The organism is Bradyrhizobium sp. WU425 (genome assembly GCF_021052305.1).
GTDB classification, from domain to species: domain Bacteria; phylum Pseudomonadota; class Alphaproteobacteria; order Rhizobiales; family Xanthobacteraceae; genus Bradyrhizobium; species Bradyrhizobium canariense_D.
This window is the reverse complement of sequence record NZ_CP088089.1, coordinates 6989882-7016050: the sequence shown is the minus strand read 5'-3', so window position 1 is coordinate 7016050 and position 26169 is coordinate 6989882. Positions and strand designations below refer to the sequence as shown.

At 59.0% G+C, this 26169-nt stretch carries 19 protein-coding genes, 1 tRNA gene and 2 pseudogenes; 15 read left to right on the top strand and 7 right to left on the bottom strand.

Going from position 1 to position 26169, the window contains the following annotated elements; all coding sequences use genetic code 11:
* Positions 1 to 2880: 2880 nt before the first annotated feature.
* Together BcanWU425_RS33565 and BcanWU425_RS33560 are read right to left on the bottom strand one after the other, a co-directional pair.
* A complete protein-coding gene (locus BcanWU425_RS33565; protein WP_204513370.1) occupies positions 2881 to 3045 on the bottom strand; it encodes a hypothetical protein in 165 nt (54 codons plus the stop codon).
* A gap of 10 nt (positions 3046 to 3055) precedes the next feature.
* Positions 3056 to 3211: a hypothetical protein gene (locus BcanWU425_RS33560; RefSeq protein ID WP_204513371.1), complete on the bottom strand. Its 156-nt coding sequence runs from the start codon at positions 3209 to 3211 to the stop codon at positions 3056 to 3058.
* 232 nt (positions 3212 to 3443) lie between these two features.
* Between BcanWU425_RS33560 and BcanWU425_RS33555 the strand changes: the two genes are divergently transcribed.
* The 6 genes and pseudogenes from BcanWU425_RS33555 to BcanWU425_RS33530 all read left to right on the top strand — a co-directional run bounded on the left by BcanWU425_RS33555 (position 3444) and on the right by BcanWU425_RS33530 (position 10364).
* Positions 3444 to 3716 carry a hypothetical protein gene (locus BcanWU425_RS33555; RefSeq protein WP_231189429.1) on the top strand — a complete coding sequence of 91 codons (273 nt, stop codon included), beginning with the start codon at positions 3444 to 3446 and terminating at the stop codon, positions 3714 to 3716.
* A 222-nt stretch (positions 3717 to 3938) separates the two neighbouring features.
* Positions 3939 to 5237: a TlpA disulfide reductase family protein gene (locus BcanWU425_RS33550; protein WP_231189426.1), complete on the top strand. Its 1299-nt coding sequence runs from the start codon at positions 3939 to 3941 to the stop codon at positions 5235 to 5237.
* A gap of 453 nt (positions 5238 to 5690) precedes the next feature.
* A complete protein-coding gene (gene dctA, locus BcanWU425_RS33545; RefSeq protein ID WP_204514056.1) occupies positions 5691 to 6986 on the top strand; it encodes a C4-dicarboxylate transporter DctA in 1296 nt (431 codons plus the stop codon).
* A gap of 350 nt (positions 6987 to 7336) precedes the next feature.
* Positions 7337 to 7519, top strand: a pseudogene (locus BcanWU425_RS33540) (FCD domain-containing protein); the annotation flags it as partial.
* A 636-nt stretch (positions 7520 to 8155) separates the two neighbouring features.
* Positions 8156 to 8566: a hypothetical protein gene (locus tag BcanWU425_RS33535; RefSeq protein ID WP_204513376.1), complete on the top strand. Its 411-nt coding sequence runs from the start codon at positions 8156 to 8158 to the stop codon at positions 8564 to 8566.
* A gap of 1435 nt (positions 8567 to 10001) precedes the next feature.
* The gene (locus BcanWU425_RS33530; protein ID WP_326952240.1) at positions 10002 to 10364 is read left to right on the top strand and encodes a PilZ domain-containing protein; all 363 of its coding nucleotides are present in this window, start codon (positions 10002 to 10004) and stop codon (positions 10362 to 10364) included.
* A gap of 576 nt (positions 10365 to 10940) precedes the next feature.
* Here the strand turns inward: BcanWU425_RS33530 and BcanWU425_RS33525 are convergent.
* Together BcanWU425_RS33525 and BcanWU425_RS33520 are read right to left on the bottom strand one after the other, a co-directional pair.
* Positions 10941 to 11176, bottom strand: a pseudogene (locus tag BcanWU425_RS33525) (IS110 family transposase); the annotation flags it as partial.
* A 707-nt stretch (positions 11177 to 11883) separates the two neighbouring features.
* Entirely contained in the window at positions 11884 to 13227 is a 1344-nt protein-coding gene (locus BcanWU425_RS33520; RefSeq protein WP_085383571.1) for an LLM class flavin-dependent oxidoreductase, read from the bottom strand.
* Between the two features lie 559 nt (positions 13228 to 13786).
* Between BcanWU425_RS33520 and BcanWU425_RS33515 the strand changes: the two genes are divergently transcribed.
* From BcanWU425_RS33515 to BcanWU425_RS33480, 8 genes are all read left to right on the top strand, one after another.
* Complete coding sequence (locus BcanWU425_RS33515) at positions 13787 to 14716, top strand: TauD/TfdA dioxygenase family protein (RefSeq protein ID WP_204513378.1); 930 nt, start codon at positions 13787 to 13789, stop codon at positions 14714 to 14716.
* A gap of 46 nt (positions 14717 to 14762) precedes the next feature.
* Positions 14763 to 15800 (top strand): ABC transporter substrate-binding protein, encoded by a 1038-nt coding sequence (locus tag BcanWU425_RS33510; protein ID WP_231189423.1) that lies wholly within the window; start codon positions 14763 to 14765, stop codon positions 15798 to 15800.
* Positions 15797 to 16666 (top strand): ABC transporter ATP-binding protein, encoded by an 870-nt coding sequence (locus BcanWU425_RS33505; protein WP_204513384.1) that lies wholly within the window; start codon positions 15797 to 15799, stop codon positions 16664 to 16666. The genes BcanWU425_RS33510 and BcanWU425_RS33505 overlap by 4 nt, the downstream gene beginning before the upstream one ends.
* Positions 16659 to 17534: an ABC transporter permease gene (locus BcanWU425_RS33500; protein WP_204513385.1), complete on the top strand. Its 876-nt coding sequence runs from the start codon at positions 16659 to 16661 to the stop codon at positions 17532 to 17534. The genes BcanWU425_RS33505 and BcanWU425_RS33500 overlap by 8 nt, the downstream gene beginning before the upstream one ends.
* Before the next feature lie 74 nt (positions 17535 to 17608).
* Positions 17609 to 19237, top strand: coding sequence for an FAD-dependent oxidoreductase (locus BcanWU425_RS33495; protein ID WP_231190976.1), 1629 nt, complete (start codon positions 17609 to 17611; stop codon positions 19235 to 19237).
* Positions 19234 to 19554 carry a 4Fe-4S dicluster domain-containing protein gene (locus BcanWU425_RS33490; RefSeq protein ID WP_204513386.1) on the top strand — a complete coding sequence of 107 codons (321 nt, stop codon included), beginning with the start codon at positions 19234 to 19236 and terminating at the stop codon, positions 19552 to 19554. The genes BcanWU425_RS33495 and BcanWU425_RS33490 overlap by 4 nt, the downstream gene beginning before the upstream one ends.
* Complete coding sequence (locus BcanWU425_RS33485) at positions 19551 to 19871, top strand: UvrD-helicase domain-containing protein (protein WP_204513387.1); 321 nt, start codon at positions 19551 to 19553, stop codon at positions 19869 to 19871. Before BcanWU425_RS33490 ends, BcanWU425_RS33485 begins: the two co-directional genes overlap by 4 nt.
* A gap of 198 nt (positions 19872 to 20069) precedes the next feature.
* Positions 20070 to 21365 carry a DUF4365 domain-containing protein gene (locus tag BcanWU425_RS33480; protein ID WP_231189421.1) on the top strand — a complete coding sequence of 432 codons (1296 nt, stop codon included), beginning with the start codon at positions 20070 to 20072 and terminating at the stop codon, positions 21363 to 21365.
* A gap of 653 nt (positions 21366 to 22018) precedes the next feature.
* Here the strand turns inward: BcanWU425_RS33480 and BcanWU425_RS33475 are convergent.
* The 3 genes from BcanWU425_RS33475 to BcanWU425_RS33465 form a co-directional block, all read right to left on the bottom strand.
* Positions 22019 to 22094, bottom strand: a tRNA-Ile gene (locus tag BcanWU425_RS33475).
* A gap of 922 nt (positions 22095 to 23016) precedes the next feature.
* Positions 23017 to 23400: a very short patch repair endonuclease gene (locus tag BcanWU425_RS33470; RefSeq protein WP_326956100.1), complete on the bottom strand. Its 384-nt coding sequence runs from the start codon at positions 23398 to 23400 to the stop codon at positions 23017 to 23019.
* Positions 23401 to 23547: 147 nt separating this feature from the next.
* Positions 23548 to 24684, bottom strand: a complete 1137-nt coding sequence (locus tag BcanWU425_RS33465; protein ID WP_204513390.1) for a DNA cytosine methyltransferase — start codon at positions 24682 to 24684, stop codon at positions 23548 to 23550.
* 206 nt (positions 24685 to 24890) lie between these two features.
* Here BcanWU425_RS33465 and BcanWU425_RS33460 point away from each other — a divergent pair, with 206 nt between their 5' ends.
* The gene (locus tag BcanWU425_RS33460) at positions 24891 to 26168 is read left to right on the top strand and encodes an Eco57I restriction-modification methylase domain-containing protein (RefSeq protein ID WP_204513391.1); all 1278 of its coding nucleotides are present in this window, start codon (positions 24891 to 24893) and stop codon (positions 26166 to 26168) included.
* The last annotated feature ends 1 nt before the right edge of the window (position 26169 follow it).

Here is a 26169-nt window from a genome sequence, read left to right as displayed (position 1 = left end):
AAATGAGCCATGATGGGACACAGATTCCTTGGGCGGGCACCGCAAAGACCAATCGAGTAGTTCTGCGAGTAGGCGGCGATCCAGATCCTTCGCCCAATATTTGCCCGCCGAGGGGGATCGTCGAATTCGAAATCAGAGAAGGGCACGAACAGTTTACGTATCAACCCAATATCCTGTCTCCCGTAGCAGGATGTCTTCCAAACGATTGCTCTCGACTTGTAGGGGCAACAGCCGTGACGCTGCAGCCCAAGACGGCGTACAAATGGCAAGCTCGTCTCGTGGCTATCTATGACTGGATGGAGTGCACAAAACTCCGGTTGCCGCTGCACCGGCGAGGCGAACAGGTGGCCAGGATTTTGGGAAGAGATTGGCCTCCCCGTGCCCGGCTATTTCTCATTCTTTACGCCGTAGGCTGATGCGGATCAATGCTCAGGTTCATCTAACATGGTCTCCAAACGGCTCTTGCTCTGCTGCCCGCTCCAGCCCGCCGTCTTCTGCCGATTGTTCTCGCCCCTACGATTCGAAGCCTATTTCGAAGCTTCTCCACCTCTCTAAGCTCGGCGATGAGCGTTTGGAGGCGTGCGTGCAGAACAGCACAGCTGTAGCCCTCGCGAATATTGGTCATTACCTGCCCCGGAATATAATTTGGATTAAGGAGCCACGATAAAACAGGACATTTGAGCAATCGCTAATTCGTGCGTTTAGTGGGCTAGAGCTGTAGCCGCCAGATGCTCCCAGTACTCTGCCTCTGCGAGCAGCTTCCAGCTTCTCTCGGGATCACGCGCGGCGGCTTGTCGGCATAGCAACGCCATCGCGCGAAAGCGGCGCATAGCTTCCATCGCAAAACTCCCTGCTTCTGTTTTCCCCAATCCTATTTTTTATTACTGCGGTGGAGTCATCATGATTATCGGACATAACTAAATTTGCCCTTTGAGGGCATCCAATTGGGTTCCGTCAGAGCATCGAAACGGAACTGCTTTCGCTTCAGGCTTCACATCAGTTTCGAATGCCACTTGATGCGGCATTGTCGCGCGCGGATTTCGCAGCTTGACGTAATCCTTCAATAACCGTCGAAGCAGCGCCGTCAGCGCTGGCGGGTTACGACAGCAAACCTGCCCATGCTCCTCAACCCGACGGCGCTCAGGACACTCAGCCAACATGGCATGATGCTTCGCGGGAGCACCCGCTTGTTCGGGGCGCTAACCCATCTGAACCAACGCCCCGGTTTGACCAACAAATATTTTGAATCTGCAATAAACTGCGCCGTTTGTAAGCGCACGTGATAATTTGGAGAGCGCTGGGCCCGAAGCTCTCGACCGAAAGCTGATACGCCGCGATGCGCGGCTTATTTGGGGCGCTGCTCAGCTGCCGGCCCGCCTGAGTGGAGTTGCTCATGAGTACTGAGCGGAATCCCGACCCTGTGATCCTGTTGTTCGCGATTGCCGTGATAGTCGCGGCGTTCGCGGCATTCGTCACGACGTTTGAGCGGGTTGGGAGCACCACAGCTGGTGGCGAGGCTCCCTCCGGGACCACGGGGATGGGCAAGCCTCGCACGCCTCTTGAGCGAGCACCAGACCCATCAGCAGGGAAGTAACCGCCACACCGGTGCCGGCGCGTGTGCCCGTTCTTGTATTGCAGCATCGCCCCCGCAGCCTTGTCAATCGACTGAACCTTCGAACGGAGCTGACCCGAAACACAAAGCGAAAGGAACGCGCAGCGACAACCCCTCTGGTGTCTGGGGCCTTCCAAGTTCACGCTACCGTCTTTTGGAGCTTGTATGGTCCTACCTCCGATTGCATACTCTTCCCGTTGCGGCCTGCATATTGTTTCAATAGTCATTGTTCGAGGCAGTAATGAGTAATCGAGGTCAGGTTTACAACTATTCGGCTATTCTGCGTGAACGGGTCGAGGAGCTCATCGCACTATTCGGGCAACTGCAGACGCTTAGGCGTCGCCTGCAAGCCGCTAACGCGAGAAGGTTTGGTCGGCGTATCCCGAAGGCCGCGCGGAGAAGGAGAGTTCTTCGGCGGTGATAGCTACCGTTCAATGCAACGATCGCGCGTCCCCGCGTCGACATTGATACGAAGCCGCGTCCAGGCCGCTTCAAAACACCTGCATCTGCAGCCATTATCTGCAACACCGAAGCGTTGGAGCAACAGTTTCCCGGCGCTTTGACCAGTGCGCGATTCTTAATTTGCGTCGTGTGCGCGACTCAGACCTGCTCTCCGTGGGAAGCAGACAGGCGGCGGGGGAATGGTTGTACGCGCGGGGGCCATTGTTACGTTGCTGCTGCCCCTGGGCTCCGAAGCCTTCGCTTCGCGTCACTACAGACCCACATCGCGGTATCATGCAGCGAGGTCAGATACTACGTCCCGAAATATTCGGCACCGGTGGCCGAGATGTACGCTCGTAATCAGCGCGCTACCGACGCACAAATCGAATGGGCCCGACGTTGCGTGGCTTCGAACGAGGCCGCCGAAACAGGGCCGCGCCGGTACGAATGAGCATGACCGGTGATCGCCTGGACATGCTGCATATTCTTAGACGCTAAATCCGTGGCGTAACTCAAGTGACACCAAAAATAGAGCCGCATTCGCGCGGCTCCTCCTCTTACTGCGGGTCGGCTTCGTCGCCCTCAGCTTCGTCCCGCTCGGCTTCTCCGTCGTCCTCTTCTTCTTCGACATTGTAGCCGAAATCGACTTCTCTGAAATCGATTCGAGAGGCGGCGCATCGTCCTCCAACTCGGTTCCGCATCTTTCGCAGCGCTGAACGAAGAGCCAGGAGTGTTCTTCGCTAATGCGAGAGTGACGGCATTCGGGACACCAGAGAAGGTCGCTCATGGCAGTCCTCTTTTGTCCGATCCTTCAAGGTCGACCTTACTCATTGGTTCACCAGTTGGAGCTCGCTCCCTTTCTTCTTGCGCGTCGCGCGGGGTTTCTTGAGTGCCGCAGTCTCCTGAGTGATCTGCTCCTTCAGCGTTTTAAGCTCGTTATCTATCGATGTTTTTTCAGCGACGAGTTCAGTTATGCGCTTTAGCCTGTCCACTATAGTTCTCCTATGTGCAGGGTTTTTCCACGCATTGGTACCAAGGCTGTTCGAAGACCCAGCCTTTATCGACGGGCTGCAGTGTGTTGCCCGTGATCGTCGGAAACGTTTCGAATGCAAAGTGGTTGAGAAAGCGCAGCGCGATCGACGGCAGCAGCTCCATCATGCTTTCGCAGAGAGAAGCAAGCTGGAGTATGCAGATTGGCGCCGGGCGCCGCAAAAAACCGAGCTCAAGTCGGAATGACGCTGAGGTGGACGCGCGCTGAGCCCAAGCGAAGCTCCGCGGACCAGAAAGATAGCGGTTCAAGTTTCAGAACAGCATTTTGCTGACCGCCCGGGAATGCGCGAGAGCGTCGTCGCCCAGGCGGCTCTTGAGCGCTTCCTGGATCGGGCCGCCTATGGCTGCTTTTGTTTACGCGGCCATCGAGCAGGTGCTCAACTTCTGCATTTCGGGTGGGCTTTCCTCGTCCAGTACGCGACGGGGTGAATTCTCGAGCAATGGCCGCAAAGGAAGGAAACTATCCCTCAATCCCCCTTGGCTCAAAAAGTTACATTGGAAATGTCAGATCGCACTCAAGCGCAAGTCGACGGGCCAAAGCAGGTCAGTTCACGTCGTGATCCCGAGCGCCGAAATGGTCATCCTGGAAGCCGATCAGGACGTGGAGTGGTGAACTCGCCCTTGCGCTGCCTGACTTCCCGCCTCATCGGATAACAGGCGCGTCAAGAACCTCCGACCGACCGATTGCCTGAGAAGCTCCAAGCAACTGGTCGGATATGCGACATGCGTCGCAAGCTCGACAGGAATGATACAAAAAATGCGTAATTTCAATGAGCGCTGGCTGGCATGCGACTTGCTATTTTCTCCGCAGAGCCAGGTAAAGCGAATTTGAGCAATGACCAGTCTGACTGAGAGCGCAAGTCAAGTCGGTGCGGCGAACCTGCTGAGCGTCCGTTCGCGGGCCCCCTCGATCAAAGTGGAGAACTGGCTACGCGGCCAGCCCGTTAGAAAGTTCGAACGTGGGAAAGTATATATCCTCGAATTTTGGGCGACGTGGTGCGGACCATGTATCGCCTCGATGCCAAATCTGGTGGTCCTGCAAGACAAATACAGGAACAACGGAGTTGAGGTGGTGGGCATCGCTGCTCACGAACAAGCTTCGACGGAAAATGAAGCGCGAGCCAGCTTGGACGCCTGGTTGACAAAAAGCTTGTCAAATCTGAACTACGCGATCGCATTCGACTACGCCGGCGAAATGAACAAGCTTTGGCTGGATCCAAGCTTTTCTGTCGGGATTCCCACGTCATTCGTCGTTGACCGTGACGGCCACATCGCCTTTATTGGCCATCCGACGCAGCTCGATCATGCCTTGCCCAAAGTTCTGAACGGATCCTGGGCAATGAGCGACGAAGCCAAAGCGCTGGATGCGGAAAGGATAAACACGGGCCGACGCAGAAAGCGTGAACTATCGCAGAAGAGAGCTCTGGTGGAGCCAATCTTTGCCAGACTTGAGCCCGCCATGAAGACAAAGGATTGGCCGACAGCCCTTTCAGCTATCGAGGAGGCCCTCGCCGCGATGCCGGACGAGGTCACCTTCCGTGGGCTTCACGCGGAATTGTTGCTTCACAAGATACGCGACCTGGGGGCTGGCCTGCCGGTGCTGCGCCAATTAGTTCGCGACGCGATCGAGAAGAAGTCCGTGGTTTGGATGAGCGTCGCGATCCGCCAACTGTTCGACCCCGCGAAAGACTACTCCGATTTTCCACATGCGGAGCGCTTTGCCATGGGCAAGGAGCTCTCCGAACACATCCTGGCGGCGAATCCGCCCCGCGGCAACGACGGCGCGAAGTTCCTGTCGTACGGGGCGGTCGCTCAGTACTATTACGAGACCGGTAAGAGGGACCGCGCGATCGAATTGGTCGAGGTGGCGCTGAGATGGCTGGATGCAGCGCCTGCCTCGGATCTAGCGAAACGGGACGTCGTGCAGTGCTCTCTCCAGGCGTTGGCGAGCTACAGGAGTGAGAAGCTTTTTACGAGGAGTGCTGTTCAGCCCCGCAAAACACGGCTCTCGAAAAACCGGAACCGAGATCGCCAAGGGAGGCAGCGTGAGCAATGCTGCTTGGCGTGTCTTTTCGGCCTCGTGGTTTTGCGATCGAAATCGAAGCCTCTTGGGAATGTCCGGGCATTCACATGAAGTGAGGACAGGAGCCGCGAGCCGGTGAACGCAGGCGAGGCCGCACCACCATAAGTTCTTTATGGCGAATGCTTCCTCAAGTTTGGTCGCGCTCCGACGCGATAGCGGCGAGAGTGCCTGCTGAAGTGAAGATGGTTGGCGGCTGCTAAGATTGACGTCCTAGAAGATGCTGGATGGCATCTTCGAACAACTAAAAAGATAGAAATGGGTGGTGACGCTGATGCTTTCTAGCTCTCAAGGAAGCTTTCTCAAGTTTCTATCGTTGCTGTTGGAAGCGGTTCAGGACTTCGTTCCGCTTGGACGGCAAGCCGATTCGGGAGAGGCGCCAGTCCGTGGCTCTGGACTGTGCTGTTCGGAGCCGTCACATTCCCCTGCGCCCTCCGGTGAAGGAACACTGAGCGAAGCTGTACCTTCAATGAGCCTCTTTGCGAGCACGGCGCCGGGTCGAGCATGATGTACAATCAGCGCCAGCGCCGCTCTGCCAAAGCCGCCGCCCTGTTCCGGAAATCTGGGCCCTGGTACAAAGTGCTTTACGTCCAGGTACTCATAGCGATCCTGATTGGCATTCTCGTTGGCTGGCTATGGCCCGCTGTGGGGACGAGTAGCTGGGTCAAAGCGCTTGGTGATGGGTTCATCAAGCTGATCAAGATGGTGATCGCGCCGATCATCTTCTGCACTGTTGTCTCCGGAATTTCGCATGTTCAGGATGCACGAAAGGTCGGCCGAGTCGGCGTCAAAGCGCTACTTTACTTCGAGATCGTATCAACCTTCGCGCTCATCCTGGGTCTTGTGATGGGCAATCTCGCTCAGGTCGGTCATGGGCTCGCTCCCAAGGGGGATGCCGCGGCCGTAGCCAACTACGTCAAGACGGCGGAAGCGCAGAAGACGGTCGAGTTCCTCCTCAATATCATTCCGGATAGTGTAGTTGGCGCCTTGGCCCGAGGTGACGTGCTCCAGGTGCTACTGTTTGCCATCCTATTCGGGTTCTCGCTGATGGCGCTTGGGGAGGGGGGTGAGCGGATGCGCGGTCTGGTTGACGATGCTGCGCAAGCGGTGTTTGGAGTCATCAGGATCGTAATGAAGGCAGCGCCAATCGGGGCGTTCGGCGCCATGGCCTACACTATCGGCGAATTCGGACCGTCCGCGCTCGGTAAACTCCTCGGATTGGTTGCCCTGTTTTATGTGACAGCCGGGCTCTTCGTGATCATTGTGCTTGGCCTGATCGCGCGCTTGGTAGGCTTTTCTATTCTAAAGTTCATCGGGTATATCAAGGATGAGCTGCTGATCGTGCTCGGAACATCGTCGTCCGAAAGCGCGCTGCCGCAGTTGATGGAAAAACTGGAACGGCTCGGCTGTTCGAAGGCGGTCGTTGGCCTGGTGGTGCCGACAGGATACTCGTTCAATTTGGATGGGACGAACATTTACATGACGTTGGCGACCTTGTTCATCGCGCAAGCGCTCGGGGTCGATCTCAATTTCGGCCAACAGCTCACGATACTCATTGTGGCGATGCTCACCTCGAAAGGCGCAAGCGGTGTTACCGGTGCCGGCTTTGTCACCCTGGCCGCGACCTTGACTGTGGTCAGTCCTGAACTTGTCCCTGGCATTGCGATCGTATTCTCGATCGATAAGTTCATGAGCGAGGTGCGTGCGCTTACCAACATAATCGGGAACGGTATTGCCGCGGTGTTTGTGTCCTGGTGGGAAGGCGAACTCGATAGTGTTTCGCTACACGCGCAGTTAAAATAAATGTGCCAGCTCAGCCTAGATCGCTGACGAATGCCGCGGGCCAACAAAGCCGTACCGTTCAATCCTGACTGGTAACAGGCGACCATCCGGTGGAGACATTTGTTTTATTCAAAAGTGCCACACAGACCAATGGTTCCCCTTAAGCTTTCGATTTCGAAAGCGAGCCAGCTCGACCGTTCTCTTATGAGCATCATTTAGATCACGCATGATCTACGCGTAGTAGCCAGGATGGCCCGATCGTGATGGTCATGCATGGCGAACTCATCGTGGACTAAAACCCGAGGATCAGGCAGCGGGAGAACCCTGTGGCGAAGGTCACAGTCCATCAGTTTACGAACTGCGACATCGGCATTCGCCGTTCCCGAGACGAGCATGAGGCCATCATGCAGGTGATTGCGGAGGGTGACGGCGATACGGCAGCGCGGCGGATGCGCGCCCATATGCTGAACGCGGCTGCGGCACTCAGGCGCTATATTGATGATGCTTTGGTAAACAGTGCAGCGGCGATGCGCCTGAGAACATTCGACAAGTGACGGCAAGAGCTGGAGCATTTGGCGGCCAACAAAGAGCTCATTAGGAACTTAGTTTGGATCGCCAGAGAGGAATTGGAGCGCCCTCTCTCTCTCTTGAATAGGAGGCCGGTGGTTCGAGCCCACCCAACTCTCCAAGACGCCGAGCTTGGGGCGGACGCGGCCTGCGGAGGGATTCAAGGACAGCTGCGGAGGCGGCGCGCGAGCAACGCCGGTCATCAAATGATGAGCTGCTGCGAACCCGGATCTTATCGAGGACGCCGTAAACGGAGCCGCGACATTCACTGAAAAGCGTGCGCCGATCCGGCTGAACGCCTGATCAACAAATCGAAAACGGGATCGATAGTCGACCATTCGGAGTGCGATCGCCATTGGGCACGATGCGATGCTTGACCAGCGGTCGGCCTGTTGAACCTGAGGAATCGTTATCCTTGGGACGGGTGCTCACGAGAATGGAAGAAACCGCTCTTCGACCTTCGGGCGCGGGGAATTCAGGGCAAATCCAGACCCGATAGCAAAAAAAACAGCCGGATCAACCGCACAGCGACTTGGAAGTGGTTGCTTTGGGCAGTGCATCGCTGACAGAATGGCCTTGTTATTTTGGTGTGGGTTGCGGTTGTGAACTTCCAAGCGTCCATAATGAAGGTGCTTGCCAGCTGCCCGAATGGGTTGGCTAGGCTTCCGGACATTAAGCGCGACCTCGCATTTCTCGCGACCTGCGGCTCGGATTGGGCGGAGTATAGCAAGCGCCTTGGTGCCGCGTTTCCTTCGCTGGACATCTTCTCGCTCGGTTTCGTGCAGCGATATTCGTTCGGCTGGCGGTTGACCGCGAAGGGTGCGATTGCGCTTGAGATGATGGAAGAGAGCGCCAGAGCCACGGTGCGTGGTATCGAATCGACGGGGGAAGCGACCGCGCCGGACTCCGTCCGAGTAGATCCATCACTGTCAGACGTAGAGGAAGTTGGCGGGCAGAGCGAGCAACCGGCGTCACCGGCGGATCGGCGCGCCCGGTTTACCGTGGTCGAGGGTGGCCAAAGCAAGGCCGCGTAGCAGCTCCTGTCGGTCCGCAACGTGCGCTTTACACGCTGCTTTGGGGCACAATGGAGCGGCCCGCAGTTTCCGCAACGACTTGGACTGCGCTTCGGTGGTGCGAGCTCAGCGTCGTCCGAAAGCCAATCGCAGCGAGCAGCGCGCGGTTTTTGTTGGGGGGCTGACGAGGCTTTCACAACCGCTTGGCCGCTAACCCATTTCTTTGATTCCGCCTTTCCCACGGCATAGACCTTGACCTACACCGTAAATGGTTACTTGAATTTGGATGCCGGATGTTACAACGTGGCTGTTCGCTCACGTACGCGGGCTCTGCTGCGTTCTGCATTCACGCAGAGCCTTCCCCCAAGATTCTGGAGCCCACGTTCACGAAAAGCCAGCAAAAATTCAAACAACCGCTCTGGAAAAGGCCAGAAGAACTCACCAATCGATTCATCGGCGCGGCGCTTGCAAAAATGAGTACCAGCTGACCTGCATTGAACCAGCAATGAAAACTTGCCTACGAAATATCCGAGCAGGCCGAGCGGCGTGTTTCGAGCTCAGTAGAATCGGCGCTGGCCAGTCTCGCTAGCTGCGACAGCTCTTCTCAAACGCTTCTCGATAAACGAGCGCTCAAATTCGGTCAGGCGGGTTCGCAATTACCGGCGGTATCGTTGGATGTTGTTTTGACAAGCTTGCGTTCGAGCCGACTGCTCAGTTTCCATCATCGGCAACTCACACTGGCCTTTTTCATGACGTCGAAGCTCCGCTGCTTCCGCATGCCTAGCCGGATTAGCGGTCTCGCCGACTGCGATGTAGTCACTCAAGCCGGCGCCACCTGACGAAACCAAGGGCCGTGGCGGCGGTTGTTCAACCGCGCCCTTGAGAGCTCCCACTGAAGTAAGGCGAACAGGCCGACGGTGACGAACCTGTGAAGCAGTTCACAAAGAAACGAGAGTTCACTTTCGGTCAAAGGCTTCTAATCGGCCGCACGCGTGGCCCCCATCGTGAGTGTGAAGCAGCCTTGCGAGGCCACTCTAGCAGGCGGAGCCGTCAGGACCCATCCGTCGAGCGGCTGCCCCGTCGGTCGCGGCGGCGGTCTCTCGCTCTCTGTCTCAGACGCGAAATCCTTTGTTGCCGCCGCAAAACGGCGGGCGGTTCGGCAAATCCGCTGACAAATTGCGCTCTTGCGCGGAAACAGCAGTAATTATGCGGTCAATTTGGAGGACAATCTCGGTTCAGGCAGCGTACTTGGCAGCAATTAGCGCTCTCAAGTTCGAGGCGGTTATGTAATTTGCCTTCACCGCAGTGAGGATCACTCTGCTCAACTCGATCTCTCTGCATTCAGCTAAAAGCCGATCTTCTCGGCGCTGTCTCAAGCTGGTTACCCGCTGCTGACGGACTGTGTCTCTGTAGAAGCCCTCGCTCTGAGCCGAAGTATCTCGGTCTAATTCTTTAAATGACTATTGAAGCTGTTATTGAACAGCGTGAGCCTATGAAGTGCGATAAGCGGAAGGCGAGGCGTGTTCAATTTGAACATCAGCACAGAGCCACTCTCTTGGGGGCTGATGGAACATGGTGGCGCGATTGCGTATTCATCGATGTTTCTGAAACTGGCGCGAGACTGCGAATAAGTGGACCGACGGATGTCCTGCAATCGCGTCGGTGTTTCCTATTGCTGTCCACGACGGGGCTGGCATTCCGGCGTTGCGAACTGGTTCGACTGAACGGGCAGGAAGTCGCGCTGCGGTTTGTGACAAGGTGGACTGTTGGGGGGCGCCCGGCACTCCGGGCGACGTTTCCAACGCCGGGGTCAGACTAAGCGAAGGAATCACTATTCCGACGTGTCGCGCCATCGCGAACGATCAGCGGGTTTACCCCAACGAGGCTCGGTGGCCGGTTGCGTCCTCGCATTGGCTAGGCGGGCGGCCGCGGCGGGTTCGCGCTGCCGATCCCGTATTTTCATGCCTTGTGGAGGACATGCTTTCCTTTCACGTGCTCATGCGCTGCGACAGGTCCGGAGAGGGTCAATCGGCCCTTTAATTGCGGTTTGTTGTCAAGCTCTTCCTCTCTCCAGTGACACGCCGGTAGCGATTGCTCCGTCGGAGCTGGTCAGGTTGCGGAGACGGAGCGATCGCGGATGGCGAGACGATTGCCTAGAGGGCTTGGCAATCGACGTCGTTGGCGGCTTCGTCGGGTTGGGTTGATGTCGTAGTTGGGGTCATGGTCCTTTCCGAGGTCGCGAGCACCTCATGATGATGTCCGGATCGGGCGCCTCAACGTTTGCAGCGGAGTGCGGGCGAACCGCCACCAGCCGATTGACCGAGGTCACCACGACCACCGTTCCAGCGGGACATCGCCAGTCCGGCGGACCGGACCAGGAACTTGCGAGCAAATATCAGATTGGCTTCGGCTGGCCCCAGTCGAACGACGTGCCATCGACCCAGATGCAGTGGAGAATCACGGCGATGTTTCGGGCGATGGCGACCCTTGCCTTCTTCATGCCGATCCGCTTGGCGAGCTTCATGCCCCAGGCCTTTAGGGAGACCACTTTTTGGTTCGATAAAGAAGGACAGTGGCGGCCTCGAACAAGTAAGTTCGGAGAAGCCGGTCGCCCCATCGAGATATCTTTCCGTCGTGTCGCGCCATCGCGAACGATCAGCGGTTTACCCCAACGACCCTCGGTGGCCCGTTCCGTCGCATTCGGTAGGCGGGCGCCCGCGGCGGGTTCGCGCTGCCGATCGCGTGTTTTCATGACTTGGGAGGACATGCTTTCACGTGCTCATGGGCTGCGACAGGTCCGGAGAGTGTTAATCGGCCTGCAAGTTTTGCAGGCTAATTGCTGGCCGCCATCATCATCCCTTCTCGGTGGAATATTGCCCGCATGAAGCATTCGGCCGGCTGCCACATCGAAGGATCACTGGAACCGGAGATCAGGGCCCACTTAAAGGCTGTCGCTGGGTCGAGAGCGACGTTCTTTTCCCGAATGCCATCATTCTCACTATCGCGGCGGACGCGAAAGGGTGGTGAATTGGCGTACTACACCGCGGTTCGGATCCCGCAGGCGATCGACAAGAACAAGCTTGACAAGGGCCGCAAGGGTGGCCGCAATCAGGAGAACCTGCTTCGGCTGGAAATGCGCGTTGGAAGGTGTTCGCAAATTCGCGTCTCGAAGAATGAAGATCGACTCCGTTGTGGCGTCAGAAACCGATTTATGAGGCTGCGGTTTCGAAAGGTCGCTGCGAGCTTAAATCCCGCGAAGGCGTCAGGTCGATCCGCTACAATCGACCTGAGAGTTCGAGAAAGCCGGCGCTGAAGGACATGAGAAAAGGTCCGGCAAGCTACGCGATCGCCTGAATGGAATTCGAGAAAACGCTTGCTGGCCGATCCAAGCCGTAGTGATCGCGCAGCGTTTTGCCCGCGTAGTCGTGCCGGAACAGACCGCGCCTGCGCAGGATCGGCACGACCTGCTCGGCGAAGATGTCGAATCCGCCGGGTAGCCAAGGCGGCATGACGTTGAAACCATCGGCCGCGCCGTTCTCGAACCATGTCTGGATGTTGTCGGCGATCTTTTCCGGCGGACCAGCGATCACCCAATGGCCGCGCGCCCCCGCTAGTCGTTGCACGAGTCGACGAAGGGTCGGTTTCTCGCGATCCACGATATCGACCACCAGCTTGAAGCGGCTGGCCACGCCGTGCGCGCTGCCAGTATCGATCAAATGACGGGGAAAGGGATCGTCGAGGTTAAAGCCTGAAAGGTCGAGCCCGAGCATCTGACGCAGCTGGGTCAGCGAATACTCTGGCTGGATCAGGTCATTGAATTCTTCCTGCAGCCGGTCGGCCTCGAGCTGCGTGCTGCCGATGAAAGGGCTGATGCCGGGCAGGATCTTGATCTGATCCGGGCTGCGATCGAAGGCGCGAGCCTGGCGCTTGATGTCGGCGTAGAATTCCTGGGCACTCGCCAGTGTCTGATGCGCGGTGAAGATCGCCTCGGCGAAACGTGCTGCAAAGGCCCGTCCATCGTCGGACGACCCTGCTTGGACATAGACCGGCCGTCCCTGAGGCGTCCTTGAGATGTTCAGCGGCCCACGTACACGAAAATGCTTTCCGACGTGATTGATCGCGTGGATCTTGCCGGTGTCGGCGAAAATACCCGAGATGGGATCGTTGACAAGCGCGTCGTCCTCCCAGCTGTCCCAAAGCCGTGTGATCACGTCGAGATACTCCCGCGCCCGCTCGTAGCGTTCGTGATGCGGAGGATGCTCGGGTAGACCAAAGTTCTGCGCGGCCTGCGGCGAACTCGTGGTCACGATGTTCCAACCCGCGCGACCACCACTGATATGATCCAGGGAGGCGAACAGTCGCGCCAGGTTGTACGGCTCGGTGTAGGTCGTCGACGCCGTCGCGATCAAGCCGATCCGACTGGTAGCCGATGCGATCGCCGTGAGCAGGGTGATCGGCTCGAGCCGAAACCGCTGGGCATAACGGACATTGTCCGCCAGCGCCGGGCCATCGGCAAAGAAGACCGCGTCGAACTTGTGCGCCTCGGCGCGCCGCGCCAGCTCCTGATAGTAGGTGACGTCGAGAATACGGTCGGATGCTGAATCTCTGTGACGCCAAGCGGCCTCGTGATGGCCGTCAGGATATATGAAGAAGTTGAGAGAAAGTTGCCGTCGTCCGCTCATGTCTGAGATCCGCATCCATTGGGAGCTGTAGGAAGCGAAACTCTACGTCTGCACCCGGTTTGATGTCGATGAAATGAATTTGCATTGTTGAGTCGGATGCAAGCATGAATCTTGCGAGCGGAGCGCTAAGCGAAGATCAGGGCAAGCGCCAGCACCAGAAAGGGTGCTAGCTGCAGCGACTTCATCACTCATACCGAGCAATGGTGCGTTGCCTCGGTGAAGATTGCATCCCTCTTTCGATCCGACGAGGCGTCATCATTGCAAATCTTTCGGCGTGAGCATCGATGGCAAAGCGTTCGTTGCCTATCGCCAAAAACAAAGCTGATTTCGTTTCATTGACTGGCGGCCGATCACCCGTACCATTCAGAACCTCAACACGAGGGTCCGTCATGCTCCAATTTGATCCCGGCGATCGATGTTGCGGCTCCGGCCGTGTGCGGGAGCATGTTGCGGCCGAATAGGGCCCGCAGCCTGAAATGACCTGATTTATCTCCGCCGTCGCTCTTGCGACCGGCGTTCGGCGGAGCTTTGCCTTGGGATCGCATGGCGAGAAACGATCATGAGCAACACGACAAGCATCGACAATGTCATTCCGCGCGCGGACATCGTCAAGCGTGCGGCGCGGCTCGGCGCCGAGATCAGCAACATCAAGCTATCGGGCGATCTCGGCGACGAGACCGTCCGTGCCATCAACCAGGTGCTGCTCGAGCATAAGGTCATCTTCTTTCGTAACCAGGAACATCTCGACGATGCCGAGCAGGAGCGCTTTGCCATCCGGCTTGGCAAGCTGGTTCCCCATCCGACGGTCGGGGCGATCAAGGGGACGTCGTCGATCCTGGAGCTGGATTCCGGTCGAGGCGGTGGCCGCGCGGACCAATGGCATACCGATGTCACATTCGTCGATGCCTATCCGAAGATCTCGGTGCTGCGCGGGGTGGTGATCCCGCCCTATGGCGGCGACACGGTGTGGTCGAACACGGCGGCAGCCTATCTCGAGCTGCCGGCACCGCTGCGCAAGCTCGCCGACGAGCTGTGGGCGGTTCACAGCAATGCCTACGACTACGCCGTGAAGACGCAAGCAACTGAAGCGGATAGGAAACACTTCGACGAGGTGTTCACCGGAACGATCTACGAAACCGAGCATCCGGTGGTGCGTGTCCATCCCGAGACCGGCGAACGGACCCTCGTGCTCGGCAATTTCGTCCAGCGTTTCGTTGGGCTGCCGAAGTATGACGGCCAGAAGCTGTTCGAGCTGTTCCAATCGCACATTACGGCGCCGGAAAACACCCTGCGTTGGAGCTGGAAGACCGGCGACGTGGCGATCTGGGACAATCGCGCCACACAGCATTACGCGGTCAACGACTACGGCGATCAGCACCGCATCGTCCGGCGCGCCACGATCGATGGCGAGGTGCCGCTGAGCGTGGACGGCCGGTCCAGCGTGACCCGCGTCAAGGCATCCAAACCTCAGGCCGCAAAAGCCGCTTGATTCAAGCCCACTCCAGGAAAACCATGAAATGAACGCGATAAGTCGAATGCTCCACGCGCCGCGGCACACCGTGCGCTCGGCCGCGCGAGTTCTTTTGGCCGGGGCCGTGGCGCTCGGCCTTACGGCCCCGGCGTTCGCCGAGCCGCCGCTCGAGAAGACCGAGATCCGTTACCAGGGTTGGGCGGGACAGGTGACCTTTACCGAGCTGGCCGAGGACCTCGGCTATCTCGCGCCGCTGAAACTGAAATGGGTCGGCAATACGATCAGCGGACCGCAGGATATTCAGACCGTGGTCACCGGTGACATCGACATCGGCGGCGCGTTCTATGGTGCGATCCTCAAGCTGATCGCGGCGAAAGCCCCGATCAAGGCGGTCGTCGGCTATTACGGCTCCGATGCCAATACCTATTATGGCTACTTCGTGAAGGACGACAGTCCGATTAAGAGCGCGCGTGACCTGATCGGCAAGAAGGTGGCGGTCAACACGCTGGGCGCACATCTGGAGTTCGTATTGCGCGAGTACCTGGCTAGGTCCGGCCTCAGCCCGAGCGAGGCCAAGCAGGTCACGCTGGTGGCGATCCCACCGGTGAGCGGCGAGCAAGCGTTGCGCCAGGGTCAGGTCGAGGTGAGCGCGCTCAGCGGGGTCTTGCGCGACAAGGCCCTCGATCGTGGGGGCATCCGCTCGCTTTTCAATGACACCGATCTGTTCGGCCAGTTCACCGGTGGTGCCTACGTGCTGCGAGACAAATTCATCAAGGACAATCCCAATGCCTCGCGCAAGCTGGTGGAAGGGATTTCGCAGGCGATCGAATGGGCCCAGACCACAGCTCCGGAAGAGGTGAGGGCCCGGTTCGACAAGATCATCGCGGAGCGCAAGCGCAATGAGGATGCCTCCTCGATCAAGTACTGGAAGAGTACGGGCGTCGCCTCCAAGGGCGGCGTGATCTCGGATGCCGAAATCCAGGTCTGGATCGACTGGCTGGAGAAGGACGGCCTGTTCAAACCGGGGCAGGTCAAGGCCTCCGACACTTACACTAACCAGTTCAACTACTTTCGTCCCGGTAAGACGGCGGAGGCCCGATGACCTCGGTCAAAATCCGTATCGAGCAAGTCCGTAAGGAGTTTTTCCTGCGTGGCGAAGGGGGCGAGCAAAGAAAGCACTTTGCCGCGCTTGAGGACATCACGCTCGATGTTCGCTCCGGCGAGTTCCTGGCTCTTGTCGGCCCCAGCGGCTGCGGAAAGTCCACCTTGCTCGATCTGCTGGGCGGTCTCACGCTGCCCAGTAGCGGCCGGATTCTGCTCGATGGGCGGCCGATTGCCGGACCAGGTCGCGACCGCGGAATCGTGTTCCAGCAGTATGCGCTGTTTCCTTGGCGTTCCGCCATTGAGAATGTCGAGTTCGGGCTCGATATCGCAGGGCTCAAGCCCAAGCAGCGCCGCGACATCGCCCGGCATTTCCTTGACCTGGTCGGCCTGTCCGGCTTTGCCGACCGCTACCCGCACGAGCTCTCCGGTGGCATGAAGCAGCGCGTCGCGATCGCGCGGAGTCTCGCCTACGATCCGGAGGTGCTGCTGATGGACGAGCCGTTCGCCGCACTCGATGCTCAGACCCGCGAGACGCTGCAAGGAGAATTGCTCCGGATCTGGCGTGCCACCGGAAAAACCATCGTCTTCATCACCCATGGCATCGACGAGGCGATCGTGCTCGGCCAGCGGGTGGCCATGATGACGTCGCGCCCGGGCCGGATCAAGCAGGTATTCGACATTCCAGATGTGCTGCGCAGTGAAGATGGCGACGTACGCTCGCTATCCGAGTTCGGCCGCGTGCGTCACGACGTCTGGAGTCTTTTGCGCGAGGAAGTGTTGAAAGCACAGCAGGGACAATTGGCCAGCGCCATTGACACGCAGCGTGCCGCCGCCCGCAAAGTGAAAGAGGTTGCCCATGTCTAGTCTCGAAATGTTGACATTGCTGGAGGTTGCCCATGGGCGCCGAGAGCCGCTCACCAGCATGGAAAGACCGGCATCGCCCGTGGCGGACCGGATCCGCGCCGCGGCCCGCGGGCTGGCTGCCTTCGGGCACCGCTCGTTGCTGTTGATTGCCCTGCTGGCGGTCTGGGAGGCAGCTCCGAGAATCGGGCTGATCGATGCCGTGTTCCTGCCCCCCTTCTCGGAGGTGATCGCTGCGGGCTGGCAGCTTGCGCAAACCGGCGAGCTCTACGATGACGTCTCCGCCAGCCTGTTGCGCGCCCTGAGCGGATTTCTGATTTCGGTCGCGTTGATCGTCCCGCTCGGCGTGGCCGTCGGTTGGTATGCCCGGCTCGGTGATCTCGTCAATCAGTTCATCGAGATCTGCCGGAATACCGCGCCGCTCGCGCTGCTGCCGGTCTTCATCCTGCTGCTCGGCATCGGCGAAACGTCGAAGATCACGATGGTGGTCTATAGCTGCGCGTGGCCGCTGCTGCTCAATACCGTTGCCGCGGTGAAGCAGGTCGATCCGTTGCTGATCAAGTCGGCACGGACCATGGGGGCGACCCCGCAGCAGCTGTTCCGCAAGGTGATCCTGCCGGCAGCGCTTCCCACCATCTTTGTCGGGATACGCCTCGCCAGCGCGTCGGCCATGCTGGTGCTGGTGGCGTCCGAAATGGTCGGCGCGAAGGCCGGCCTCGGCTATCTCATCATCAACAGCCAATACAGCTTCCTGATCCCGCAGATGTATTTCGGCATCCTCGGGATCACCGTCATCGGGCTGGCGTCCAATGCAGTTCTCGAAGCGCTGGAGCGGCGCTTCATGCGCTGGAAGGCGTCAGTGACGGCGTAATCCGTCAGCTCCACATGTGATGATTTAGCCGACGCAGCGCGCAATTGAGATTGTTCCGCTTAGAGGAGTGTACGATGACAAGCCAACCCCATCGCGCCGAGCGCGTGTCCGCCCCGCCGGGATCGGTTGAGTTCGACGCCGACGTGCTGGTCCTCGGCGGCGGACCTGCGGGCACTTGGGCTGCGGTGAGTGCGGCGGAACGCGGGGCGCGCGTTGTGCTGGCAGACAAGGGTTTTTGTGGCACGTCCGGGGCTACAGCTGCTGCCGGCACAGGCGTGTGGTACGTCGGCCCGGATCCTGCGTTGCGCGAGGCGGCGATGGCCAAGCGCGAGAAGCTGGGCGGACAGCTCCAAGACCGCCGTTGGATGGCGCGCGTCCTCGAGCAGACCTACCAGCAGAGCAGCCGGCTCGCCGATTGGGGCTATCCTTATCCCACCAATGACGAGAGCAAGTCGCAGCGCACCTCGCTGCAGGGCCCAGAATACATGCGCCTGATGCGCAAGAGGACCAAGCAGGCTGGCGTCACCATTCTAGATCATAGTCCTGCGCTCGAACTGCTCGTGGACGACAATGGCGCCGTTGCTGGTGCCAGCGGCCTGCGCCGGCAGAAGCATGATCGCTGGACGGTGCGGGCCAAGGCGGTCGTGATTGCGACAGGCGGCTGCGCGTTCCTGAGCAAGACCCTGGGATCGAATGTCCTGACCGGTGATGGCTACCTTATGGCGGCGGAGGCTGGCGCTGAATTCAGCAGCATGGAGTTCTCGAATCCATATGCAATTTCCCCGGCCTTCGGTTCGGTAACCAAGACCCTCTTCTACGGTTGGGCAACCTTTACCTATGAAGATGGCAGCGTTGTCCCCGGCGCGGCCTCGAAGGCTGGGCGCTCGGCTATTGCCAGAGCGTTGCTCGAGGGCGCGGTCTATGCGCGGCTCGACAAGGCTGCGGATGACGTGCAGCACCAGATGCGTGCCTCGCAGCCGAACTTCTTCCTGCCATTCGATCGCACCGGCATCGACCCGTTTAACGATCGCTTTCCGGTCACGCTTAGGCTCGAGGGCACGGTACGCGGCACCGGCGGGCTCCGGATCGTTGACGACAGTTGTGCGACCAGTGTCCCGGGCCTCTATGCGGCCGGCGATGCCGCGACGCGCGAGTTGATCTGCGGCGGTTTCACCGGCGGCGGCAGCCACAATGCGGCTTGGGCTATGTCATCGGGAAGCTGGGCGGGGCAGGGCGCCGCCGACTACGCCAAGCAGCTTGGTAAGACCGCCAGGCGAAAACTGTCATCTGCGGGCACGGTCGCCCTTCGTAACCGGTCGCTGCGCCCGTTCGAACCCGCGGCGCTCGCAAGAGCGGTTCAGGACGAGGTCTTTCCATATGAACTGAACTACTTTCGCGATGGGGCACGCCTCGATGGAGCACTGGCGCGTCTCGACGCGGCGTGGCTCGGCGTCTCGGACGCGGATGCGGCGACCGGAGCCGATGTGTTGCGGGCCCGCGAAAGCGCGGCCATGCTGGCGACGGCCAGGTGGATGTACCGCAGCGCGCTGGCGCGTCAGGAAACTCGCGGTATGCACCGCCGCGACGATTTCCCTGACCAGGATGCGCAGCAGCGTCATTATGTAACGACAGGCGGTCTCGACGATGTCTGGACCTCGGTTCGGCCCCACCCCGAGACCGCCTATGCGGAGGCCGCGGAATGATCGAGGTCATCGATGCGGAACGCTGCACATCGTGCGATATTTGTATCAACGTCTGCCCAACCAATGTCTTCGACAAGACGGATGGGATTCCGGTCATTGCCCGTCAGGACGACTGCCAGACCTGCTTCCTATGCGAGCTTTATTGTCCCGAAGATGCGCTCTGGGTCTCCCCCTTCGCCGATGAGAATCAGCTCGTGGACCTCACGGTGCTCAAGCGATCGGCGGCGATGGGAAGCTATCGCCGAGCTGTCGGTTGGACCGAGGAGACCCGGGATCGCCGTGGCATCGACCAGAGCTATCTCCTGTTTGGTCAATGAGTGGCGGCTCGACGGCGGAGAGTCGCCGGACTTTCTGGCTGGTCGAAGACGACGAACTCCGCCGGATGCTCGACGAACCGCTGGATTTTTGGCGCATCTTCCTGCATCCCTCTCAACGGAAGTTGGTCCAGCGGACTTGGAATGGTGCCGTTCTCGTCCGCGGAGGCGCTGGTACCGGTAAGACCGTCGTCGCTATGCACCGTGCGCGCTGGCTGTCCGATCTCATTTCTAAACGCAATGACCAGAACGGCCGGGTGCTGTTCACGACCTTCACGTCGAACCTCGCGGCCGACGTAACGGCCAGCCCAGCGAATTGATTGCTCACCTCGAGCCGGCGCAGCGGGAGCCTGGCGAGTAAGGCTGGGCCGGTCAAAGACCCGCGTCGTCGGCAAAAAGAGGGGGTACAAGCGTTCTCCTGCTCAACGGTGACGTCTGAGGCGGGTTAGCCGTCAGAAACACGGGGAGACCGTAGAATCCGGGATGGCGAGTCACGGTCTGTTCCCTACAATCCGGGGATGAAGAAACTTTCCCAAAATCAACTAATCGGCGAGCGGGGTGAACTCCTGGCTGGGGAGCGCGCCATGTCGATAGGCTTTGCGTTCGACCAGAAAGGACGTCTTGAGACCGGCGTGGACGGCATGCTGGAGCTTCGGGATCCGCGCACCGGGCGCACGTTGGCCAAATGGATCGGGGCGCAGGTCAAGACCACTGAGAACGGTCGCTACACCCGCGAGGACGATAACAAGTTTGAGTATCTGCTCGAGCCGGCGGACCTGAACTACTGGCGCGGATCGAACCTCCCGGTGATCATCGTCCTGGTGCGTCTGAGTAGCAATGAGATGTACTGGAAGCAGGTCGATGCCGGGCCCGCGTCTGAGCCGCGGCGGTTATGTTTCGACAAGAAGGCCGACCGCTTCGACAAGTCGGCGGCGGACCGGATCGCCTCGCTCTGCATCGAACGCGACAAGCTCGGTACCTATGTCCCGCCAATGTTGTCCGGGGAGGGCGTGCACATCAACATGATCAACGTCGTGTTGCCGGAGAAGATTTTCGTCGCGACATCGCTGTTTGCCTCCGGCCGGGATGCCTTGGCCGAAGTGGATGCGGACGCGCCCTTCGATTGGGTCATCCGCGATCGGCGGTTTATATCCTTCCGGGATCCCGAAAGCACTCCGCTGATGGAGGTGCTCGACGAGGGGACCGTCGAGGCCGTAGAGACCACGGCCATCTCGGCTTCCGACGATATCTGTGACGAGAACGCCTTCATCGAGCTTTTGGGGCGGACGGTGCGCGTCCAATTCGAGGACAAGCTTTCCTTCGACCGGGACAGCAAAGCCCTCTACTTCCGAGCCAAGGCGATGAACAAGGGGTTCAAGTATTGCTATCGATCATTGATCAACGAGACGTCCGCCTTGGTCGTGGCCCCTTGGGTTCGGAAGAAGGATGGCATGGTTGGAAGCGTTAGACACCACGCCTTCGTTCCTCGGTTCCACCGGATCGGCGACGACTGGTTTCTTACAGTGACACCCACGTTCGTGTTCACCCGCGACGGATACCGGCCGCACAACTTCTCAAGCAACCTCCTAGCCGGCAAAAAAAAGATGGAGAAGAACGGCGCAGTGCGGGGTCAGTTCTTGATGTGGCGCTATCTGCTGACCGGTGCGGGACAACAGCAAAGTGACCTGCTCTTGCAGGGACAGTCCTTGAACGGGCCGCTACACTTCGAGGCGCTCGAACCGATCCAGATGCCCATGGCCGTTCCCGAAGAGCTTTCTATAAAGCGTATGGTCAATCTTCTGGTCAGACACTGAATAAGGCCTGCCTCCAATGAGAGGAACTGCGACAGTCGAGCCGGCGCTTCTCGCGAGATCTTTGGCGAGCTGGTGCAGGTCCAGTTCATCAGAAACCACTTCGGTGACGTGGGCGCCGCCAGGGTAGAGGCGCAGAATGCCGAAATCCGGTCTCATCGACAGAAGGAGCGCGGAGAGGAATCGTATTTCTTCAAAAGCGAAGAACGTCAGTTCTGACCAGTAGGCGTGGTTTCGTTGTTCGTTGGTCTGAACCGCGACGAAGGCCAGTTGCTCATCCAGGTGACAGATGCCTTTGCCGCTTTTGATGGTTCCCTGCGGGTAGAGGCCGATGCTTGAAAGCAGCCTGATGCGGAGAAATGCGCCGGGTGCTCGCCTCCGGTCGGGGCGACGTCGCTACTGACAACATGTCCGACTGCCACCGTCGCCCTCCATCTGCCACCCAAGCCGTCAAACGGAGATACTGAAAGCCGCCTCGGCCACCAAACAGACCCCCCTCGATTTCTTGGCAGTCAAAAATCGGCGAAAAAAGCGAGGAGAAATTCGTTAGCCGCGTCAGGGGGATGTGAGATCGAGTCGTTTTCAAAATGAAATCGAGTCGTTCTTAAAGCGGAAATCGAGTCGTTTTCAAAGTGCCCGCATAACAACAACAATAATGGTGGGCCCGGCAAGACTCGAACTTGCAACCAGACCGTTATGAGCGGCCGGCTCTAACCATTGAGCTACAGGCCCGCCGCGCAAGACCGCCAAATGCGGCAGACGGCGTGCGGGGATCGTTTACAGGGAAGCAGCTATTCGGGCAATCCCAGGATCGTCTACACGGCCAAGTGTTTGAACTCAGTCCGCCTTCAGCTTTGCAGGTCAAAGCTCGCGAGCCGCTCCCGGTCGAAAATCATAATCTCGCGTGGCGTATTGCCGATGAAGCCGAGAATGCCGTCATGGTGCAGCCGGGACACCGCACGCGAGACGGTTCGATCGTTAAGCCAAGGTGATCGGCGGTGTCGCGTCGGGACGGACATTGGCGGCGAATCACGTCAGTGGCGGTCAACTGCCCGTTCCAGTGCTGTATGGCACCCGAGCAGCAGTATATAGTTTTCGGCGTGCTGCAAGCCATTCGTGTTTACAGCAGCAGGCCCCAACCATGTCGACATTGCGCGAGCGCGTCGCGCATTCAGTCGAGAACAATTTCGGCCGACATCAGCACCTTCCCATCTTGCAAAAACGCTGTGATCGGCTATCAGCCATTCGCATCGTCGTCGATGGTGCTGAAAAGCGATGGACTGGGTTAGCTTTCTGAAATTTCTGCTGTCTGTGGGCACGGTGGCTTGCACATGCTTGGCGTCCGTCAATTGGGCCAAATCGGCAATCGTCAAGATCCCAAATCTGACTGCAGGCACGAACTGGGACGGTAGCGGCCCGTATCCCGAGGCGCTGAAGGAACAAGGCAGACTGAACGCTCGGGCTGCCGGATGGGCATGCGCTGCCGCGAGCTGTCAGGCAGGCGTGTTCATTTGGGATACGTTAGCTAATCTGCAGTTGCTTCATTGAGGCGATCACCGCGCCGCAAGGCTCAGATGCAGTACACGAAATGGCTGTCCGCGGCAGATCGACCGTCTGTTGCTCGAGAATTTGAAGGACCGAGACGCCGGAATCCTCATTGCGTCGGCTCGGTTCGCTTGTCCCATGGTCGGCCCTTGCGGCCATCCGGCCGCAAGAACGCCACCAAAAGCTTGGTTACTCGATCGGGGTCGAGGGTTTCGCATTCCCAAATGACAAGGATTTGCCACCCGCTTTGCCGAAGCAGCCTGACATTTCTCTTGTCTCGGGCGATGTTCGTTGCAAATTTTTCAGCCCAGAAACGGGCGCGCGTCTTGGGGCTGGTCGTTCGCGAGCAATTCCGATGACGATGCCAAAAGCATCCGTGCACGAAAATCACTCGCTTCAGGGCTGGGAAAACGACATCGGGCGTTCCTGGCAAGTCGCGTCGATGCAATCGAAATCGGTAGCCTAGCCGATGGGCGATCCGCCGCACCACCATCTCCGGACGAGAGTTCTTTGGTCCAATCCTGGACATGAGGGCGGATCTGGCTGGCGATATCGGCTCGAACGCGCCAGGTCTCCTCGCCGCCGCTTTTTTCGATTTTTGTTTTGAAGCCATGGGCCGCATACTGCTGCCGACCGAAGGTTACGCTGCTCGCGGTATCTTTCTTGCGGCGCTTCGCAGCGCCTCCAGGAATCCTTCGGGAACCCAAAGACCGCCTTCCTCGGCGCGTTTGATGAACCCATCCAAGGCGCGATCCGATAGGCGCGTCCAGGTGCCGTCCCGGAAATCGGAAATGGATTTCTGGGGCGCAGTAATGGGCCTGTCACTCGCGACCGCGCCGACGCGCCCCTGCCCGACGTTCCATCCGGCATCCGGCCACATCTTGCCTTCACGAATGGGCGTTTCCGCGAATTCTCGATGCTTGCCGGGAGATTTCAAGCGCTGAGCGACCCAATGTGCCACTGGAACGGATACGGCATTGCCCACCAATCGCCATTCGGCCCTTCTTCCTGGATGCTGCGTCGACGCGTGCGTCCATCCCCGAGCAAACCCCTGAAGGCGTTCGCAGGCGGAAAGACTCGGCATCAGGACCTCCCCGTCAGGAAACAAAACCGCGGGGGCTGAGGGAATCCCAAGCGACGACCCTACCTTCAATGGGGGAATGCCGTCGACCGTCAATCCGATGCCCGATCGTCCTTCGGTCCAATAGAAGCCCAAGGGCTGCCGAAGCGTCCGCTCGGGAGGCTGGGGAGCAACAGCCTCGTCGGCCAACAGGACATCTCTCGGATCGAGCTTGCGGCTTGCTACCAAATACACACGGCGCCTGCGCTGCGGCAGCCCGAATCCCATGCTATCAAGCACCCTGTAGGCCCAGGAGTAGTTCAGGCGTTCGAATTGCTCCACGAGCCAACGCATGCCGTTGCCGCGATCGAGCTGGAGCAAGAAGTAGACGTTTTCGATGACGACCGTCGGCACATGGGATTTCTCGATCAGCTCGAACATCCGCTCGACAACTGTCGATTTGCTGCCTCGGATCCCGGTCTTGTCTCCTGCCATGCTGAGATTCTGGCACGGAAACCCGGCGGTCAAGATTTCGGTGTCCGACGGCAATGCCTCGATGCTCGCCACATCCCCGAAATGAGCCACGTCCGGAAAGTGCTCTTTGAGCACCAATTGGGCGGCAGGATCGATCTCTGCAAGCAGCTTCGCCTGGTAGCCAGCCTGAGCGAAAGCGACCTCGAATCCCCCTATGCCCGAAAAAAGTCCCGCAATCGGCATCTTGTTAACCTGTTAAGAGCTTGCAGCGATACACTATTTACGGCCATAGGAAAGACCGTCCAGAGAAATCACCCGGATAATGCATGCAAGAGGCCAGTCATCGACAGTTATCTGAGACGCCCGGCCCTCGACGATCAGCGGTCCCACGGAGAGTGGAGGTACAGAAACTCCACGATCGATGTGGAATCTACACCAAACCGGAGGTTGTGGCATCGATTCTCGATGAGGTCGGCTGGGTACCACGGGTAAAGCTCTTCCAGAAGCGGCTGCTGGAGCCGGCTGCTGGTGACGGAGCCTTCGTGGTGGAAGCCGCCCGTCGATTGGTATTGTCTTGCAAAAAATTCGGGCTCAAGCCGACAGTGGGGAGCTTGGCGCGCTGTATCGCATCGTTCGAGCTGCACCCAAGAGAGGCCGGGCGCGCTCGATCCAGGATCGCGCGGGCGCTCAGAGAGTTGAAAGTTCGTTCCGCGACTGCCCATGCACTGGCTCGCAGATGGGTCACCTGCGGTGATTTCCTTCTCACCCCGCCGGCAGGCGGGTCTTTCACCCACGTGGTCGGAAATCCTCCCTACGTCCGCTGGTCGAAGATTCCGCCGCAACTCAAGGCCGAATACGACGCGAGCGTCGCCAAGGAATTCACGGGCGGAGACCTGTTTCTTCCCTTCCTGGACATGGCACTCAGCCGGCTCGCTCTCGCTGGAAAATGCGGCTTCCTTTGCTCCGATCGATGGCGCTTCATGGCGTTTGCGGAATCTTTCCGACAAAAGTGGCTGCCTCAGCTCCTCATCTCCTCGGAGCATCAGCTGTGTTCCTCCAACGCGTTCGTGAAGGATGTGGACGCTTATCCGAGTATCCTGATAGCCGCCCGTTGCAAGCCAGTCCGGCAGCTTCGACGGTCGAAGTCGAACACGATCCGCGAAGCCGGGTTCATGGTCCGGGTCGGCCCCGCACTCGGGCACACGGCGGCGTTCGTTCTGGGAGCGGACGAGAACGATGTCGAGCCCGAACTGCTGCGCCCGTGGGTGGAGGCAGCCGAAATCCAAGAAGGAAGCATTCGCTCGAAGGGAAAGCGCATCGTCGCAATGCACGATTCCAGCGGAAATCTGCGGGAGCTCGAAAGATACCCGCTTCTGTCCGCGCGGTTGCGTCGTTTCAGACCGAAGTTGACGCAGCGGGCCATCGTCATCAATGGAGCAGCTTGGTACAGCCCGATCGACAAGGTCCTTGCTTCCGGCTGGGAGCGGCCTAAACTGCTGGTACCAGAGCTGGCGAAAATCCCGCGTCTCGCTCTTGATCGCTCCGGTTCAATCCCTTCGCACGGTGTATATGCAATCTTCGCAGACGAAGAGCGAATGATCCACGAGCTGCACGAAGAATTGCGAGATGGGGGCTTGGCCCTTGCTCTCGAGAAGATCGCCCCGAGGGTCAAGGGCGGGTATTTCAGATGTTACAAGCGTTTTCTCGACAGTATAGAGTTGGCTTAGC

Bases quoted from the DNA above. Each gene is read 5' to 3' on its own strand.
- BcanWU425_RS33510 (WP_231189423.1), top strand. From the start codon at position 14,763: ATGCTCCACGCGCCGCGGCACACCGTGCGCTCGGCCGCGCGAGTTCTT.
- BcanWU425_RS33505 (WP_204513384.1), top strand. From the start codon at position 15,797: ATGACCTCGGTCAAAATCCGTATCGAGCAAGTCCGTAAGGAGTTTTTC.
- BcanWU425_RS33465 (WP_204513390.1), bottom strand. From the start codon at position 24,684: ATGCCGATTGCGGGACTTTTTTCGGGCATAGGGGGATTCGAGGTCGCT.
- dctA (WP_204514056.1), top strand. From the start codon at position 5,691: ATGTACAATCAGCGCCAGCGCCGCTCTGCCAAAGCCGCCGCCCTGTTC.
- BcanWU425_RS33485 (WP_204513387.1), top strand. From the start codon at position 19,551: ATGAGTGGCGGCTCGACGGCGGAGAGTCGCCGGACTTTCTGGCTGGTC.
- BcanWU425_RS33495 (WP_231190976.1), top strand. From the start codon at position 17,609: ATGACAAGCCAACCCCATCGCGCCGAGCGCGTGTCCGCCCCGCCGGGA.
- BcanWU425_RS33500 (WP_204513385.1), top strand. From the start codon at position 16,659: ATGTCTAGTCTCGAAATGTTGACATTGCTGGAGGTTGCCCATGGGCGC.
- BcanWU425_RS33560 (WP_204513371.1), bottom strand. From the start codon at position 3,211: ATGATGGAGCTGCTGCCGTCGATCGCGCTGCGCTTTCTCAACCACTTT.
- BcanWU425_RS33555 (WP_231189429.1), top strand. From the start codon at position 3,444: ATGGCTGCTTTTGTTTACGCGGCCATCGAGCAGGTGCTCAACTTCTGC.
- BcanWU425_RS33550 (WP_231189426.1), top strand. From the start codon at position 3,939: ATGACCAGTCTGACTGAGAGCGCAAGTCAAGTCGGTGCGGCGAACCTG.
- BcanWU425_RS33520 (WP_085383571.1), bottom strand. From the start codon at position 13,227: ATGAGCGGACGACGGCAACTTTCTCTCAACTTCTTCATATATCCTGAC.
- BcanWU425_RS33490 (WP_204513386.1), top strand. From the start codon at position 19,234: ATGATCGAGGTCATCGATGCGGAACGCTGCACATCGTGCGATATTTGT.
- BcanWU425_RS33470 (WP_326956100.1), bottom strand. From the start codon at position 23,400: ATGGTGGTGCGGCGGATCGCCCATCGGCTAGGCTACCGATTTCGATTG.
- BcanWU425_RS33530 (WP_326952240.1), top strand. From the start codon at position 10,002: ATGACTATTGAAGCTGTTATTGAACAGCGTGAGCCTATGAAGTGCGAT.
- BcanWU425_RS33480 (WP_231189421.1), top strand. From the start codon at position 20,070: ATGAAGAAACTTTCCCAAAATCAACTAATCGGCGAGCGGGGTGAACTC.
- BcanWU425_RS33515 (WP_204513378.1), top strand. From the start codon at position 13,787: ATGAGCAACACGACAAGCATCGACAATGTCATTCCGCGCGCGGACATC.
- BcanWU425_RS33535 (WP_204513376.1), top strand. From the start codon at position 8,156: ATGAAGGTGCTTGCCAGCTGCCCGAATGGGTTGGCTAGGCTTCCGGAC.